The organism is Zhouia spongiae (assembly GCF_022760175.1).
GTDB lineage: Bacteria > Bacteroidota > Bacteroidia > Flavobacteriales > Flavobacteriaceae > Zhouia > Zhouia spongiae.
The window spans coordinates 3,924,649-3,940,367 of sequence record NZ_CP094326.1 but is presented as its reverse complement, the minus strand read 5'-3'; the positions used below and the strand labels follow the sequence as shown (position 1 = coordinate 3,940,367).

At 38.1% G+C, this 15,719-nt stretch carries 15 protein-coding genes and 1 other RNA gene; 8 read left to right on the top strand and 8 right to left on the bottom strand.

What is annotated here, in order from left to right; genetic code table 11:
- Positions 1–114 precede the first annotated feature (114 nt).
- Entirely contained in the window at positions 115–1,314 is a 1,200-nt protein-coding gene (gene eboE, locus MQE36_RS16475; protein ID WP_242937066.1) for a metabolite traffic protein EboE, read from the top strand.
- Here the strand turns inward: eboE and MQE36_RS16470 are convergent, their stop codons facing one another.
- Entirely contained in the window at positions 1,315–3,042 is a 1,728-nt protein-coding gene (locus tag MQE36_RS16470) for a DNA polymerase III subunit gamma/tau (protein ID WP_242937065.1), read from the bottom strand.
- A gap of 171 nt (positions 3,043–3,213) precedes the next feature.
- On the opposite strand from MQE36_RS16470, the gene rnpB reads away from it, so the two are divergent.
- An RNA gene (rnpB, locus tag MQE36_RS16465) (RNase P RNA component class A) lies at positions 3,214–3,516 on the top strand.
- 807 nt (positions 3,517–4,323) lie between these two features.
- On the opposite strand, the gene MQE36_RS16460 is transcribed toward rnpB, so the two are convergent.
- From MQE36_RS16460 to MQE36_RS16450, 3 genes are read right to left on the bottom strand one after another with little or no spacing between them, the layout of a single operon-like run.
- The gene (locus tag MQE36_RS16460) at positions 4,324–4,866 is read right to left on the bottom strand and encodes an RsmD family RNA methyltransferase (RefSeq protein WP_242937064.1); all 543 of its coding nucleotides are present in this window, start codon (positions 4,864–4,866) and stop codon (positions 4,324–4,326) included.
- Entirely contained in the window at positions 4,867–5,697 is an 831-nt protein-coding gene (locus MQE36_RS16455; protein WP_242937063.1) for a DUF3822 family protein, read from the bottom strand.
- Positions 5,675–6,325, bottom strand: coding sequence for a hypothetical protein (locus tag MQE36_RS16450; RefSeq protein WP_242937062.1), 651 nt, complete (start codon positions 6,323–6,325; stop codon positions 5,675–5,677). Before MQE36_RS16450 ends, MQE36_RS16455 begins: the two co-directional genes overlap by 23 nt.
- 117 nt (positions 6,326–6,442) lie before the next feature.
- On the opposite strand from MQE36_RS16450, the gene MQE36_RS16445 reads away from it, so the two are divergent.
- The 6 genes from MQE36_RS16445 (at position 6,443) to MQE36_RS16420 (ending at position 11,363) form a co-directional block, all read left to right on the top strand.
- Positions 6,443–7,867 carry an ATP-dependent DNA helicase gene (locus MQE36_RS16445; RefSeq protein WP_242937061.1) on the top strand — a complete coding sequence of 475 codons (1,425 nt, stop codon included), beginning with the start codon at positions 6,443–6,445 and terminating at the stop codon, positions 7,865–7,867.
- A gap of 268 nt (positions 7,868–8,135) precedes the next feature.
- The gene (locus MQE36_RS16440; protein WP_242937060.1) at positions 8,136–8,699 is read left to right on the top strand and encodes a DUF4126 domain-containing protein; all 564 of its coding nucleotides are present in this window, start codon (positions 8,136–8,138) and stop codon (positions 8,697–8,699) included.
- 47 nt (positions 8,700–8,746) lie between these two features.
- On the top strand, positions 8,747–9,475 hold the full coding sequence (kdsB, locus tag MQE36_RS16435; protein ID WP_242937059.1) for a 3-deoxy-manno-octulosonate cytidylyltransferase: 729 nt from the start codon (positions 8,747–8,749) through the stop codon (positions 9,473–9,475).
- Entirely contained in the window at positions 9,466–10,164 is a 699-nt protein-coding gene (locus MQE36_RS16430; RefSeq protein ID WP_242937058.1) for an HAD family hydrolase, read from the top strand. Before kdsB ends, MQE36_RS16430 begins: the two co-directional genes overlap by 10 nt.
- Entirely contained in the window at positions 10,164–10,805 is a 642-nt protein-coding gene (locus MQE36_RS16425; RefSeq protein ID WP_242937057.1) for a chloramphenicol acetyltransferase, read from the top strand. The genes MQE36_RS16430 and MQE36_RS16425 overlap by 1 nt, the downstream gene beginning before the upstream one ends.
- Before the next feature lie 15 nt (positions 10,806–10,820).
- Positions 10,821–11,363 (top strand): 1-acyl-sn-glycerol-3-phosphate acyltransferase, encoded by a 543-nt coding sequence (locus MQE36_RS16420; RefSeq protein WP_242937056.1) that lies wholly within the window; start codon positions 10,821–10,823, stop codon positions 11,361–11,363.
- Positions 11,364–11,518: 155 nt separating this feature from the next.
- Here MQE36_RS16420 and MQE36_RS16415 read toward each other — a convergent pair whose 3' ends face one another.
- The 4 genes from MQE36_RS16415 to gcvT all read right to left on the bottom strand — a co-directional run bounded on the left by MQE36_RS16415 (position 11,519) and on the right by gcvT (position 15,340).
- The gene (locus tag MQE36_RS16415; RefSeq protein WP_242937055.1) at positions 11,519–12,244 is read right to left on the bottom strand and encodes a YebC/PmpR family DNA-binding transcriptional regulator; all 726 of its coding nucleotides are present in this window, start codon (positions 12,242–12,244) and stop codon (positions 11,519–11,521) included.
- Positions 12,245–12,556: 312 nt separating this feature from the next.
- Entirely contained in the window at positions 12,557–12,844 is a 288-nt protein-coding gene (locus tag MQE36_RS16410; RefSeq protein WP_242937054.1) for a 4a-hydroxytetrahydrobiopterin dehydratase, read from the bottom strand.
- Positions 12,845–13,238: 394 nt separating this feature from the next.
- A complete protein-coding gene (locus tag MQE36_RS16405) occupies positions 13,239–14,072 on the bottom strand; it encodes a sugar nucleotide-binding protein (protein WP_242937053.1) in 834 nt (277 codons plus the stop codon).
- Between the two features lie 182 nt (positions 14,073–14,254).
- Entirely contained in the window at positions 14,255–15,340 is a 1,086-nt protein-coding gene (gcvT, locus tag MQE36_RS16400; RefSeq protein ID WP_242937052.1) for a glycine cleavage system aminomethyltransferase GcvT, read from the bottom strand.
- Positions 15,341–15,719: the final 379 nt, after the last annotated feature.

The following is a 15,719-nucleotide window of genomic DNA, read 5'->3' as shown; positions in this document are numbered from 1 at the left end:
TTTTAAAAGAATGTATGGATGCTTACTTGTGTTTTTAAGTTTGGTTAGGCACTCATAATGCCGGAAGGCGTTATTGCACTAAATTAAGTTTAATACAAACCAAAAACAAGTCTTATGTTAATAAACGATAAGTATCATTTGTCGTATAGTACCAACATACATCCTGGAGATGGTTGGGAAGATACCTTCAGAAATCTTAATGAGTATATACCTTCAATCAAGTCAAAGGTATCGGAAGATAAGCCTTTTGGAATTGGACTTAGCTTAACCAACAGGGCCAGTATAGAACTTAATAAAAATTATAATCTAATTTTCTTTAAAGAATGGCTGGCTGCCAATAATCTCTATGTACATACGATAAACGGGTATGTATATGGGATGGAAGGTTATTCGATGATCAAGGATTTTGTCCACTTGCCCGACTGGACTACTCAGGAGAGGTTTAAGTATACCAAACGTCTTGTTTCGCAACTGGCACTATTGTTGCCGGAAGGGGTGAATGGAAGTATTTCGACTTCACCACTAAGCTATAAACATTGGCATACAACCGAAACACTGCTGGAAAATAGTTATGAAACATCGGCTAAGAACCTGGCTAAAATTATATTGGAACTGTATAAAGTAGAAACTAAAACAGGAAAGTATATTCATCTCGATCTGGAACCGGAACCCGATACCTTATTAGAAAACAGTAATGAGGTGATTCATTTTTTTCGAGGTTACCTGGCTCCGATCGGCATCAGGTATTTGACCAAGAAATTAAAGGTGAATGAAGAAATAGCAGAGTATATGGTCTATCATTATATTAATATTTGTTATGATGTATGCCATTTTTCATTGGAATATGAAGAACCTGACCTTACTTTTAAACGATTTGAACAAACAGGAATTAAAATAGGAAAGGTGCAGTTGAGCTCTGCGTTAAAGGTGATCTTTCAGGAAAAAGAGAATGATTTGATCATTAAAGACCTCTATGCTTTAAAAGATTCAGCTTTTTTACATCAGGTAAGGGAGCGTGTCGGGAATGAGGTGGTTAAGTATTCTGATTTTCAAGTGATTTTGCGTAAAAAGGAGATGGTGAATGAGATCAGGGCACAATTTCATGTACCGGTTTTTATCGATAAATTCGGAGCCTTGAGTTCTACCCAGGATCAGCTTATCAAGGTGATAGACTGTTTGAAAAACAGATATATAACAGACCATATAGAAGTGGAAACTTATGCCTGGGAAGTGCTTCCTGATAATTTGAGAAAAGATTTAAGAGGTTCTATCGTGAGAGAACTGAGTTGGGTGCAGGAGCGCCTGAGCAATTAATTAAATATCCAGGTCAAAAGTTTTTCGTAAAGTTTCTATCAGTGCATTTTTTTCTACCAGTTTTTGGTATTTTTCCTGAGGAGTAAAGGCATATTGTTTTGCAGCAACCTCATTTACTTCAATATGCAGGCGGATGTCGTAATTATTTAGTTTTTGCTTTAAGTACATCATAAGTGGATACTGATCCCGCTCCACCTCTTTTTTCATGGTGTCATTAGGTAATTCGATACAGATCACTTTACCGTCTCTTAGCTTAGGTATGTCAGATGATAAAGATGAGGCTAATAATTTTTTACCGTCTTCGTCAATTTTTTGAACATAGTCCCTCCAGTATTTTTGCAATGTTTCCTCTTTAAAATCATCGCTGGGTAAGTTTTCTTCATCTACTACAACGTCCTGTTTTTTAAGCTCGTGTTCTTTTTTGGTCTTTATACTGGATAAAGAGAGTCCCGATACCCTTTTGTCGAGATCTTTTAGCTTAATTTTTGGAGCCGGTTTGTTTGCTTTTGCAGGTTCGGCTTCGGTTGCAGTAGTAGGTATGCTTGTGGAGTTTTCTGTATCGGCACCTGCTTGTTGCGGTTTTTCTTTATCCTTAGTAGCTGCGGTTATTTCTTCTTGTCCCTGAAAGAATCCGGCAGGGATTATGAACCGGCCATCATTTTTTTTTTCTCCGTCAAAGTTGACAGAGGCAAGTTCCATAAGGCAAAGTTCCACCAGGAGTCGCTGATTTTTACTGGTTTTATAATTCAGGTCACATTCATTGGCGAGCTTGATACATTCTATCAAAAACGGAATAGTAGCTTTTTTGCTTTGTTCCAGATATTTTTGCTTGGCTTCGTCGCCGACTTCTAATAATTCGATTGTGGCTTGATTTTTACAGACCATCAGATCCCTGAAATGGGAAGCCAGGCCAGAAATGAAATGATGACCGTCAAAACCTTTTGATAGGGTACGGTTGAACATAATCAGCAGCTCCGGTATATTGTTTTCCAGAATAAGGTCAGTAACAGAAAAAAAGGTTTCATAATCCAATACATTTAAATTTTCTGTAACGGCCTGTCTGGTCAGATCTGTTCCTGAAAAGCTCACTACCCTGTCGAAAATAGATAATGCATCTCTCATCGCACCGTCAGCTTTTTGTGCAATAATATGTAAAGCATCATCCTCAGCTTCGATTCCCTGGCTTTCAGCGATGTATTTTAGATACTCTTTGGCGTCTGTAACCGTAATGCGTTTGAAATCGAATATCTGACAGCGGGATAGGATCGTTGGTATGATCTTATGCTTTTCGGTTGTGGCAAGAATAAAAATAGCATGCTTAGGAGGTTCTTCCAGTGTTTTCAGAAATGCATTAAAGGCTGCCTGCGATAACATATGAACCTCGTCTATGATATATACCTTATATGCACCTACCTGTGGCGGGATCCGAACCTGATCGATTAAGTTCCTGATGTCGTCTACCGAGTTGTTCGATGCCGCATCAAGTTCGAAGATATTAAAAGCAAAGTCTTCATCGTCACTCTGAGACCCATCCTGGTTGATCATTTTAGCCAGGATTCGGGCACAGGTTGTTTTACCGACTCCTCTTGGACCACAAAATAATAAAGCCTGGGCTAAATGATTATGTTCTATGGCATTTTTGAGAGTATTGGTAATAGCTTGTTGCCCAACGACATCCTTAAATGTTTTGGGGCGATACTTCCTAGCCGATACGATAAAGTGTTCCAACCTTGAATTTTAATTTATAAAAGGCCAATATAAGCGCCTTTTCAACCAAAAACAAAATTAAAAATTGAATCCGTAAAAACAGCATTCAAGCCTACATTTTACTATAAGTTATCAACAAGTAAACAGTGTTCAGTATAAATTCAATTGTAATGTCAAAAGAAGTATATTTGCAGCACAGACTATCTTATCGCTGCCCGTTTTAACGGGGGGAGGAAAGTCCGGACACCATAGCGCGGCATAGCGGATAACATCCGTCGTTCGTTTGTAACGGATAGGACAAGTGCAACAGAAAGAATGTACAGGTAAGGCTGTAGTGAAATCAGGTAAACTCTATGTGGTGCAACGCCAAGTAAACCAGTGTTTGAGGGTTGCGCGCCCGATGTTGGAGGGTAGGCGGTTTGAGCTTATTGGTAACAATAAGTCCAGATAAATGATAAGACTCGACAGAATCCGGCTTACAGGTCTGTATTTTTTAGAAATAAAAAAGAATCCTTTTTTTGAGGGTTCTTTTTTTATTGGGTGATATAGGAAAAATCATTCCTGATATATCTATTGGCATCTTTAAAATGAATGGCAGTTTACTTTACACAAAGCATTACCTTCATCTTCCGGTAGAACCTATTTTAAACATCAATATCTTCGTAAGTTATGGCGCCTTTGGTTGCAATAACAAACCTGAAACAACGTGAGTTCGGGATGAAAAAATTCAAGATATTGATTAAGAGTGTTTTAAACGAAAAATGATGATGTTGTCTCGGAGTCTTAAATCCGGGTTTCGATAGCTACGCTATGTGTTTTCATTTCAGCAAAGCCCGACCTGACATCAATTAAGCTAAATACTTGTATGTATAAATCGAACTCACGCTGGTAATACCGAGAGTATGCCTGAACAGATACTGATAGTTTTATTGGCATCGCCAAAGGGTATAATACCCTGAGGTTTGCCTCGAAATTAAAATTTGTTTCCGACCAATGCCTTGTGTGCTTGCACCGAGGTAGTTTACTTTATATAGGTTTTGGTTAGTTGTGATAAAACTATTGCAATTAACTGAAATCGGTATTCCGCAAATGGATGAACAAGAGGTGACAGAGACCAAAAAACGAATCCAGGTTTCCTCGATAATCGCGATTAATCCCATACAGCTTGCGCCGAAGCGTTTTGTCCATGCGCGAGCTGGTTCTTTTGCTAAAAAAGTACGCTGTAGCTTTTTTACGCTTGGCCTCTCGTGAGCTTGCTCCGGAAATGAATAGGTATGCTATGAAATCAGGAAGAGATCTTATTTAAGAGATATGCTCGAAGAAGCTAAATACGCTACCTCCATATCTTTTTAAGTAACTGAATTGAGGCAGTCCGCTCAGGTCCGTATGCTTCGAATGTTCAATGATTAACATCCCTTCTTCAGCAAGCAACTCTTTTGAAAAGACCAGTTCAGGGATTTTTGTAAAATCTTCCAGGCTGAAATCATAAGGAGGATCGGCAAAAATAATATCTGCCTTTTCGACGGTCTTTTCCAGGAACTTATAAACATCGCTTTTTACAGGTCTTATCGGGAAATCGAGTTCTCTTGCGGTTTTGCTTATGAATTGGATACACCCTGTATTTCCGTCAACACTGGTTATATTGATCGCGCCACGGCTGGCAAATTCATAACTGATGTTTCCCGTACCGGCAAAAAGATCCAGAACCGTAAGCTCATCAAAATAGTAGTTATTGTTGAGAATATTGAATAAAGCTTCTTTGGCAAAATCGGTCGTCGGTCGTACCGGAAGCTTTTTAGGGGCGGTTAATCTTTTGCCTTTATGTTTACCAGAAATGATTCGCATTTAAAAACTATTAAGTAGAATGAAGTGACGGTGATTCGCTACAGGACCAACGTTGCTGTTAAACGTGAAGTTATTATAATTGCTGCCGAATTCAACATACTTAACATAAGTATATGCAGTTTTATATAAATCAGAGTCCTCTTCTATTTCACCCAGAAGGTACAGGCTAAAATGCTCCGGGTTTAACTGGAGTTGTTCGGCGGTGAACAATATATAGTATATAAAATCTTCTTTGGTCTGATAAGTAAATCTATTGTATAAGAGTAATTTAGAGTTCTTACTGACCACAAGCTCGAAGTGCCCTTTATGGACATTTACGAACATTACAGTTTCAAGTGTTTTTGGCGCTTTGTGTAAAAGGTTCTCCACAAGAATTGAAGCGGTATGTTTGTACTCGAATTCACCGATACTGTCAAATATAAAATTGTTGACATTTGTAAAAGGAACATACACGTTTACCATCGAAGAGGTTTTTAGCTCGTCGTAAGCAATAAAATCATTTTCCAGAATCTTTACATTATACTTTAGATAATCGGCAAGGTGTTTGTCGTTGAAAATGTCTTTTGGAACAAAACTGGAAAGTTCGTTATTATGAATGATGCTGATTTTATCATAAGCGGTTTCACTCAGTTTGTATTCTGCAATAAGACCATCCAGCCAATCAGGGAGTTCTTCGGGAGATATTGCAGGATCGAAAGTCTTGTAAGCTAAATTTTCAATAGATTGATGGAGTGTATCCAGGATACAAAAAGAAAGTCCACTCAAGCTAACCTGAATGGACAATTCTTTATAAGTTGTAGTAAGTATGTTACTTGTCTTTTTTAGTATCATAAATAGTTGGCCAGTTACCGCTGGTACTCACTTCAGTTAATGAACCAACAATGATTTCCGGTCCGTTTATATCGTCAACAGAAACTACATCTCTTTCTCTTGCAACCAAATCTTTTGGTTGGTCATGTAAGACTACATCTTTTTTAACTTTTGCTTCAAAAACAGAAGCTTGAAAACCACTGGATTCTATAACATCTGTTTTAAGCTCAAATTTTTCATTGTTGACTGCATTCGGAACATTCATCATGGTTTTATACCTGTCTGAACTCTTGAATAAAGAATCCTTAACGGATTTAAAGCCTAAAGTGTCGATGATCACCACCTCTTTTAACATATCAATACGATATGTTTCATCGTATGCCATGAATGAAGAGTCCCTTTGCTGGGTAATAGTAAATTTAGCAGTATCTATAAATTTAACAAGGTTGTCGAAGTTATTGGTGTAGCTTCCGTTTACAGCCCGGTAAGCTTCTTCGGCATCTCTAATATCTTTTAATTTTGCAATAACAGCAGCATAGCGTTTCTTTTTTACCTTTTCAAATTTAATGGGTTCGTTTATCGAATTATAAATCATGTAAGCAAAAAAGAAGCTTAGCAACCAAAAAACAATCTTTAATACGGTCTTCATCTTTTTTATTAAGTTAATTTTTGTGAGCGGTTAACGCAAATCTACAATTTTTTTTTATTCACAAAAGTATTTGCCCTTAAAAATCATCGTTAACTTTGGGACGTAAACTCTTTCTCCATGGATGCAAACTCGTTTTATAAGTTACTAAAAGAGAAATTCCCGCACGAACCTACTCATGTTCAAAGTGTTGTGCTTCAGCAACTGTCGCAATTTATCTTTTCTGATGAAAAAAATGAGGTCTTTTTATTGAAGGGATTTGCAGGTACGGGTAAAACAACAATCATAGCCGCTATTGTCATCAATTTATGGCATACAATGAAAAAAGTGGTTTTGCTTGCGCCTACCGGAAGGGCAGCCAAGGTAATAACGAGTTATTCAAAAATTACGGCTTATACTATTCACAAACATATTTATTTTCCTAAAAAAGGCGGAGACGGGGGAGTGCGTTTTGTATTGTCGCCCAACAAACACCGGGATACCATATTCATTGTCGATGAAGCCTCTATGATTCCGGATGCTCCTTCAGACTCCAAACTTTTTGAGAACGGCTCGCTTTTAGACGACCTGATACAGTATGTCTACTCAGGGCATAACTGTAAATTAGTTCTTATTGGAGATACGGCCCAGTTGCCTCCTGTAAATCTCGAAGTAAGTCCAGCACTTAACGATGATACCTTATCACTTAATTATAATAAGGACGTGATTAAGATTGAACTCGACGAAGTGATGAGGCAACAACTCGATTCCGGTATACTCTTTAATGCAACAGCTATCAGGGAATATATGGATTCCGAAAATTATAATGACTTTAAGTTTGACCTCAATGGGTTTTCAGATATCGTTCGTTTGGTAGACGGTTATGAGATACAGGATGCCATAAACAGTTCTTATAGTAATAGCGGAAAAGAAGAAACAGCTATCATAGTGCGTTCCAATAAAAGGGCCAACTTGTATAATCAGCAGATAAGAGGACGTATCCTGTTTTTAGAAAATGAATTGGCAGCCGGCGATTTTCTGATGGTGGTAAAGAATAACTATTTCTGGATTAAGACCTCGAGTAAAGCCGGATTCATAGCCAATGGAGATATTATTGAAATATTGGAAATATTTGCCATTAAGGAGTTGTATGGGTTTAAGTTCGCAGAGGTAAAAGTAAAAATGGTCGATTATCCCGATATGAAACCGTTTGAAACTGTACTTCTGTTAGATACCATAACCGCCGAAACACCGGCCCTTTCTTACGATGATTCCAACCGTCTTTATCAGGAGGTGATGAAAGATTATCAGAATGAGTCGTCTAATTACCGGAAATTTCTGAAAGTGAAGAACAACAAATATTTTAATGCGCTTCAGGTAAAGTTTTCTTATGCAATCACTTGTCATAAAAGCCAGGGAGGGCAGTGGGAAAATGTTTTTATTGAACAACCCTTTATACCGGGGGAGATAGATAAAGACTATTTAAGGTGGTTGTATACCGCTGTAACCAGAGCAAAAAACAAGTTATATCTTATTGGTTTTAAAAATGAATTTTTTGAAGAATAAACCACGGTAAATTTAAAGCGGGTTTTTCGGGTAAAGTCCCTTAGGTAGTATTTGGTGTGATATTTTCTGTAATAATTCAAAGAGGTGTTTTGATCTACTTAAATTTCTTTCTCGTTAATTTTCATAAGCTAATATTTATGTAATATGAAATTGGGGTTTTCTCCTGAAATGGTTTATGAGTAGGTTTACTATCTCACTGCCCGAATGTTGCGATTTTTTGGCAGCATATTTGCTATATTTAATATAATTTGAATTAATACCTTTTTAGATGACAGAAACTGTTATAAGTATATTTTTAGGGATCGGTCTGGCAGCCAGTGTCGGGTTCCGGGTTTTTTTACCTCTGTTTGCCTTGAGTTTGGCTTCGTATTTTGGAATGTGGGAACTGAATGATAGCTGGCAATGGGTTGGCTCATTACCGGCGCTTGTTACCTTGGGAGTTGCCATGTTGTTCGAAATTTTCGCCTATTACATACCTTTTGTGGATAATATGCTAGATACCATAGCCGTACCATTAGCCGCTGTGGCGGGTACTGCTGTAGTGGTGTCAACGGCTTCCAATCTCGATCCTATAGTAACCTGGTCGTTAGCTATAATTGCCGGAGGAGGAACCGCTTCTGCTATCAAGGGAATGTCGTCAGCAACTCGCTTAACATCCTCGGCTACCACGGCAGGATTAGGAAACCCTGTTGTGTCTACTGTCGAAACGGGAGGTTCGGTTATTATGTCGCTGCTGTCAATATTCTTACCGGTAGTGTCTTTTGTCGCCGTTCTGATACTGCTATATACTCTATATAAAATCTCGAAGAGGTTCAAAACGTCAAAAAATTGATATTCCATTTAGAAGCCGTATTTTTGAAATTTCAATAAACACCTGTTATGAAGATAATTTCTATGATTCCGGCCAGGTATGCTGCTTCGCGTTTCCCCGCCAAGCTGATGCAAAACCTGGGAGGGAAGTCTGTTATTCTGCGAACATATGAGGCTACGGTAAATACCAGATTATTTCACGATGTGTATGTGGTAACCGACAGTGATATTATATTTAATGAAATCACTGCTAACGGAGGAAAAGCTATAATGAGCATTAAGGAGCATGAATGCGGGAGTGACCGGATAGCTGAAGCAGTTGAGAATATGGATGTAGATATCGTCGTGAACGTACAGGGGGATGAGCCATTTACAGAAAAGGAAAGTCTTAGAAAGGTGCTTGAAGTGTTTAAAGATGATCATCAGAAAGAAATAGATCTTGCATCGCTGATGACACCACTGACCGACTGGGAGGATATCTCAAATCCCAATAATGTAAAGGTAATTGTCGATAACAGAGATTTTGCCTTGTATTTTTCCCGGTCACCTATACCGTTTCCAAGAGATAAAGAAGCTGGGGCTACATATTACAAGCACAAGGGTATCTATGCTTTCCGTAAGCAGGCTTTGATAGCGTTTCCGAATATGAAGATGATGCCTTTGGAAGCTACAGAAAAGATTGAGGCAATTCGATTTTTAGAGCATGGAAAGAAAATAAAAATGGTGGAAACCAGCGTGACCGGAATTGAAATTGATACTCCGGAAGATCTTGAAAAAGCCAAGAAAGTATGGAAATAGATAAGAATAAAATTAAGGTTGTAGGCTTTGATGCAGATGATACCCTCTGGGTAAATGAGACTTATTTTAGAGAAACGGAACACAAATTTGCCAGGCTCCTGGCAGGTTATGAAACAGAAAATAAAATAGATCAGGAACTTTTTAAGATGGAAATGAAGAACCTTCCGCTCTATGGGTATGGAGTTAAGGGCTTTATACTCTCCATGATTGAAAGCGCTGTCGATCTGTCTAATGGGAAGGTTTCGGCAGAGACCATTTCAAAGATAATAGACCTGGGAAAGGAGATGATAGAAAAACCGGTAGAGTTGTTGGATGGTATTGAAGAGGTGCTACAGCAACTGAGTGCAAAATACCGATTGATCTTACTAACCAAAGGCGATCTGTTAGACCAGGAGCGTAAGCTCGATAAATCAGGGCTTTCTGAGTATTTTCACCATATTGAAGTACTCAGTGATAAGAAGGAATCAAATTACAGGAACCTTCTGGAACACCTCGAAATCAGACATGAAGAGTTTTTGATGATCGGAAACTCTTTAAAGTCGGATGTACTGCCTATCGTAAATATTGGAGGATCTGCCATTCACGTACCGTTTCATACTACCTGGGCCCACGAAATGGTTCATAAGGATGATGATAACGGGGGGTATAAAACCGTTCATAATATCAGAGAAGTAATTAACTGTTTATAATGCCTGAAAAATTAGATATAAAGAACTGGAGTAGAAAGGAACATTTTATGTTTTACAGGTCTTTTGATGAGCCTTTTTTCGGATTGACATTCAATGTGGAGGTAACGGAAGCATATGCACATTGTAAGGAAGCCGGTGTTTCTTTTTTTATTTATTACCTCTACGCTGCACTGAAAGCGGCCAATCAAATTGGAGAATTTAAACATAGAATTCTGGGAGACGATGTTCTGGTTTATGATGTGGTTAATGCATCACCGACAATTAACCGTGATAACGGTACTTTTGGTTTTTCATATATGGATTTTTATGAAGACTTTTCAGTGTTTTGCAGTAAAGCTCAGAAAGAAATAGAACGAGTAAGGGCTTCAGTAGCTCTGGTGCCGTCAAACGATGCAAGTAACACCATTCATTTTTCAGCTATACCCTGGGTACAGTTTACTTCAGTTTCTCATGCAAGAAATTATAAATTTGAGGATTCTATCCCGAAGATATCTTTTGGGAAAGTATTTGACGAAGGTAATAAAAAGAGGATGCCTGTTTCGGTTCATGTACACCATGCTCTTATGGATGGTTATCATGTAGGTTTGTTTGCCGATTATTTTCAAAAGGCATTAAACAATAAATTCCGGATACAAGATTAAATACAATGAGAACCAATGAAAGGACTTTCAAAATTTATTTTCTATAGATTAATGGGATGGAAAATTGCCGGTGAATTTCCAATCTTAAAAAAGTATGTGATCATTGTACTACCACATACCAGCTGGCACGATTTTTATGTGGGGGTTTTGGTAAGGAGTATATCCGGATTGAAAATGAACTTTGTGGCAAAAAAAGAACTCTTTAGGCCACCTTTCGGCTGGTATTTTAAGGCAGTAGGAGGGGCGGCTCTCGACAGGACTTCCGGGCAGAACAAAGTTCAGGGAATTGCTGAAATATTCGAAGAGCGGGAAGAATTCAGATTGGCCATTGCACCGGAGGGTACCCGGAAAAAAGTAGATAAACTTAAAACCGGTTTTTATTATATAGCCAAAGAAGCGAAGGTGCCTGTTGTAATGACAGCCCTTGATTTTGCCAATAAACAGGTAAAGGTTTCCGCACCTTTTTATCCAACAGACGATATAGAGGCTGATTTTAAGACCATAAAAAGTTTTTATAAAGGGGTAAAAGGAAAGATTCCGGAAAATAGTTTTGAATAAAAAGCTGTACAGGTCTTTGTTCTTTCTACATGTCGGATTGAGCGCAGCTGAGGTCTATGGATAATCAACTGAAGTTAGTGCCCGATAGCTGCGCTATATGTTTTCAATGAAAATAGGTCTTTTGTTTCAAGGGTAATACCTGAACTGACAACTTTTTATTCTTCGTCTGATGATGAAGACATCGAGTGGTAAACGTTTTGTACATCGTCATCTTCTTCTAACAATCCAATCAATTTTTCAACTTCTTTGGTTTCGTCTAAAGCGAGCTCTTTAGTAACCTGAGGAATACGCTCAAACCCGGATGAAAGAATTTCAAGGTTTCTGGCTTCCAGTTCTTTTTGAATTGAACCGAAACTTTCGAACGGGCCATAAATCATAATACCATCGTCTTCGGCAAAAATTTCTTCAACACCGTAATCGATCATGTCGAGTTCTAACTCTTCCAGATCAATCCCTTCTTTGGCAATTTTAAAATGACATTTATGATCGAACATAAACTCTACAGAACCTGAAGTCCCCAAAGTGCCATTACATTTATTAAAATAGCTTCTTACATTGGCTACGGTTCGGTTATTGTTATCGGTGGCAGTTTCTATAATTACGGCTATACCATGCGGTGCGTATCCTTCAAAGAGTACTTCTTTATAATTAGCAGTATCTTTGTCAGAAGCCCTTTTTATAGCCCTTTCAACATTGTCTTTCGGCATGTTGGCAGCCTTGGCATTCTGAATTGCAGCTCTTAAGCGGGCATTGGTTTCAGGGTTTGGTCCTGCTTCTTTAACCGCCATGGCAATATCTTTCCCGATCCGGGTAAAGGTTTTGGCCATACTGGCCCAACGTTTAAATTTTCTCTCTTTCCTAAACTCGAAAGCTCTTCCCATAAATAATCGTTATTTTCGAACAAAAATAATTAAAATTTTTTCATTGAAAATGAATTCAATCTCGATGGGGGATTTTTAATTCTGATCGTTTAATTTTCACATCAGAGAAAACCATCTTGAAGCAAACCTATAAAATTCCATTGGAAATATCAGCAATGGTTAACTCGCCAGGCGCGGGTTTTAATACCGGTCCGACAGCGACTATTCCGGCAGAAGGCTGCCGGTTAAAACAAAAAACAAGATAATATTTTGGAGTTTTGTCAATGTGTGTGTCAGATCTCAACCACTGAGTCTGCTTTTAAGCGTAAAAACCTAACTCCCATTAATGATATTTTCAATGGTGGTAGCCATTTCTATATCTTTTTCTGTAACGCCGCCGGCTTCATGGGTAAATAAACGAATAGAAAGATTATTATATACGTTGCTCCAATCCGGATGGTGATTCTTAACTTCAGCTTCGAAGGCAATTCGTGTCATCATGGCAAAAGCATCCCTGAAACTTTTAAAGTCCAATGAGGTTTCCAAAGCGCCGTCTATATAATCCCAGTATTCCAGATCTTGAAGTTTGATCTTAATAAAGTCTTCTGATAATACAGTCATTTTGTATTTGATTTAATCGGTTATAAACATAAAGGTAAACAAATAGTGTTTAATAATTACAAAATATAATTTCTGTATTTTGATTCATGTTTACCCGATAATTAAGATTTAATCCCGGTTACAGCGAAAGCTCCGATGCTTGCCCTTATGAAATAGTCCTGACGGAATTTCATAGGGCTTGTCCCGAGGTCGTTTGCTTTGTCTTATGCCCGACAGGTACTGTATAAGCCTGTGTACAGGCCGAATAAGTATTTGTTATATCATACCTAAGCGATTCTTTGAAAAGAAGAAATGTCCTTGTTGTTAAGGTTTGAGGATGATTCAAGGTTGTGAGCGTATTTAACGGGAGTGTGGTTGTTGGTGCTTTAAACAACAGAAATGGATGCAATGAGATTTAGATCGATGAATATTCATCGATCACATCTACATATGAGTACTGCAGGTGTTTAGGTAATTTATTGTCTTTAGGGAGTACGGCAAGATAGCGATCGAAGTTAGAGGTGTAAACGTTTTTGTATGTAACGGAGCCATAACCATGTTTTTCAACCATTTCTTTTACAAATTCGTCATGGTGTACCAGATCATAACTCCCCATGTGAAAAATCCCTTTTCTCTTTCGGTTGATCATATAGTGAATTTGCCGGGTAATATGATCAATCGAAGCTACATTCATCACCAGGTCGGGGAATACTTCGTATGGTGCTTTTTGCTCAATATGAGCCTTTAATTCTTTTACTCTGGGAGATGTACTTCCGAATACCATTGGTAGCCTGGCAATGATATATCGCTGTTCAGGTAAGCGCATAAGTAAGTTTTCAATTTTGATTTTTAAACGACCATATTTACTCAACGATAGTGTTTTGTCGTGTTCATAAGAAGGGTAGTTGCTAAAGGCATCGAAAACATTCGCAGATGAGAAAAATATTAGTTTACATTTTGAAAGTCTTACATAGTCTGATAAATCTTCATGGGTTTCAACCTGGGATTGAAAATCGCCTCTGAGGGATGAGATTATGATCTGTGGCTGAACCTGCTCCAGAACATCATAAATATCATCTGTCTCCATATCGAAATGAAAATAATGTCGATTATCCGAATAAATCCGACCGGTATGGTAGGTGCCATAGGTGTCGTAATAGTGACAAAGTTCTTTATAAAGAGCTTGTCCCAGAAAACCACTGGCTCCTAATATCAATATTCGTATCGACTTTTTTTTCTTTTCTTTCATTTAAAAATATTCGTCCGGTTCGGGGATATTCATTATTCGAAAATCACAACACGATAAAACCCCGGGATCTTAATAAATAACAACACCGGGGTTCAGATCGTATCTGTTGTGAGAAATTTAACGGATTTCCCCGCTGTTAAAATAGTACTTGCTACTTATGAAGTGGTTCACCGTTACAGATATTAGTTCTTGTAAAAAGGAAGCTTTACAATTTTTGCAGGGATTACTTTTTTACGGATTTGGATTCCGATGGTTTCGTCGGTCTGAGCCAGATTACTCGGAACATACCCCAGGCCAATTCCTTTTCCCAGGGATGGCGATTGTGTACCACTGGTTACATTACCGATCACATTGCCTTCAGTATCGACGATCTCATATCCCTGACGAGGAATCCCTCTGTCAGTAAGTTCGAAAGCAATAAGCTTTCTTTTAGCTCCTTCTTCTTTCTGTTGTTTTAAGGCAGCAGCGTTTACAAAATCTTTACTGAACTTGGTAATCCAGCCCAGTCCGGCTTCAATTGGAGAAGTAGTGTCGTCTATATCGTTTCCGTAAAGACAATATCCCATTTCCAGTCGAAGTGTATCACGGGCGGCCAATCCTATAGGTTTGATACCAAAATCTTTTCCTGCCTCAAAAACTTTGTCCCAAACGTGTTTTGCATCTTCATTTTTGCAATAAATTTCAAAGCCTCCACTTCCTGTATAACCGGTAGCAGAAATAATAACATCCTCTTTTCCGGCAAAAGAACTGACTTCAAAATGATAAAACTTAATTGCAGAAAGATCAACCTCAGTAAGCGATTGCATTGCCTCTACTGCTTTAGGTCCCTGGATGGCCAATAATGAATATTCATCAGAAAGGTTTGTCATTTTAGCACCAAAACTTTCATTATGTTTTGCTATCCAGTTCCAGTCTTTTTCAATATTTGAAGCATTAACAACTAAAAGATAGCTGTTCTCTTTCATCATATAAACAATCAGGTCGTCTACAATACCACCGTCTTCATTTGGAAGACAAGAATACTGGGCACGCCCGATGGTTAACTTTGAAGCATCGTTGGAAGTTACTTTCTGAATCAGGTCAAGAGCGTTTTCGCCTTCAATTAGAAACTCTCCCATATGACTTACATCGAAAACACCAACTCCGTTTCTTACAGTTTCATGTTCGATATTAACTCCTTCGTATTGAACAGGCATATTATAGCCGGCAAAAGGAACTATTTTAGCTCCTAAAGCCATATGCACATCGGTTAAGGCTGTATTTTTCATTTAGTTATATTATTAGCAGATAAATATCCGGTTAGTAAAAATCATCTAATCGGCTGCTAAATTATTTAAAAAATAATGAGTATTAAAGGAAAGTGTCAAGAATAAAAAAACACCACTATTCAGATGCTTTGTTTAAAGCAACCTTAAGAGTTGTGGGAATGTGACGATAGGATTTGATCTTTTAAAAGAATAGCGTTTTTAATAGCCGGCCTCATTTTGCAAGCAGCAAAAGGTTTATTTGCGAAACTGAGGTTTGGCAGGTTGATATATACCAGAGGGCATAGATCAGGAAAATGAAGATGATCCTTACATTATGGTAGGAGAATATAGGGAGGATATAGGGGGGACTATATAAATGAACAGACTTTTCGATGTGTTC

Bases quoted from the DNA above. Each gene is read 5' to 3' on its own strand.
- eboE (WP_242937066.1), top strand. From the start codon at position 115: ATGTTAATAAACGATAAGTATCATTTGTCGTATAGTACCAACATACAT.
- MQE36_RS16460 (WP_242937064.1), bottom strand. From the start codon at position 4,866: ATGCGAATCATTTCTGGTAAACATAAAGGCAAAAGATTAACCGCCCCT.
- MQE36_RS16455 (WP_242937063.1), bottom strand. From the start codon at position 5,697: ATGATACTAAAAAAGACAAGTAACATACTTACTACAACTTATAAAGAA.
- MQE36_RS16450 (WP_242937062.1), bottom strand. From the start codon at position 6,325: ATGAAGACCGTATTAAAGATTGTTTTTTGGTTGCTAAGCTTCTTTTTT.
- MQE36_RS16445 (WP_242937061.1), top strand. From the start codon at position 6,443: ATGGATGCAAACTCGTTTTATAAGTTACTAAAAGAGAAATTCCCGCAC.
- MQE36_RS16440 (WP_242937060.1), top strand. From the start codon at position 8,136: ATGACAGAAACTGTTATAAGTATATTTTTAGGGATCGGTCTGGCAGCC.
- kdsB (WP_242937059.1), top strand. From the start codon at position 8,747: ATGAAGATAATTTCTATGATTCCGGCCAGGTATGCTGCTTCGCGTTTC.
- MQE36_RS16430 (WP_242937058.1), top strand. From the start codon at position 9,466: ATGGAAATAGATAAGAATAAAATTAAGGTTGTAGGCTTTGATGCAGAT.
- MQE36_RS16425 (WP_242937057.1), top strand. From the start codon at position 10,164: ATGCCTGAAAAATTAGATATAAAGAACTGGAGTAGAAAGGAACATTTT.
- MQE36_RS16420 (WP_242937056.1), top strand. From the start codon at position 10,821: ATGAAAGGACTTTCAAAATTTATTTTCTATAGATTAATGGGATGGAAA.
- MQE36_RS16415 (WP_242937055.1), bottom strand. From the start codon at position 12,244: ATGGGAAGAGCTTTCGAGTTTAGGAAAGAGAGAAAATTTAAACGTTGG.
- MQE36_RS16410 (WP_242937054.1), bottom strand. From the start codon at position 12,844: ATGACTGTATTATCAGAAGACTTTATTAAGATCAAACTTCAAGATCTG.
- MQE36_RS16405 (WP_242937053.1), bottom strand. From the start codon at position 14,072: ATGAAAGAAAAGAAAAAAAAGTCGATACGAATATTGATATTAGGAGCC.
- gcvT (WP_242937052.1), bottom strand. From the start codon at position 15,340: ATGAAAAATACAGCCTTAACCGATGTGCATATGGCTTTAGGAGCTAAA.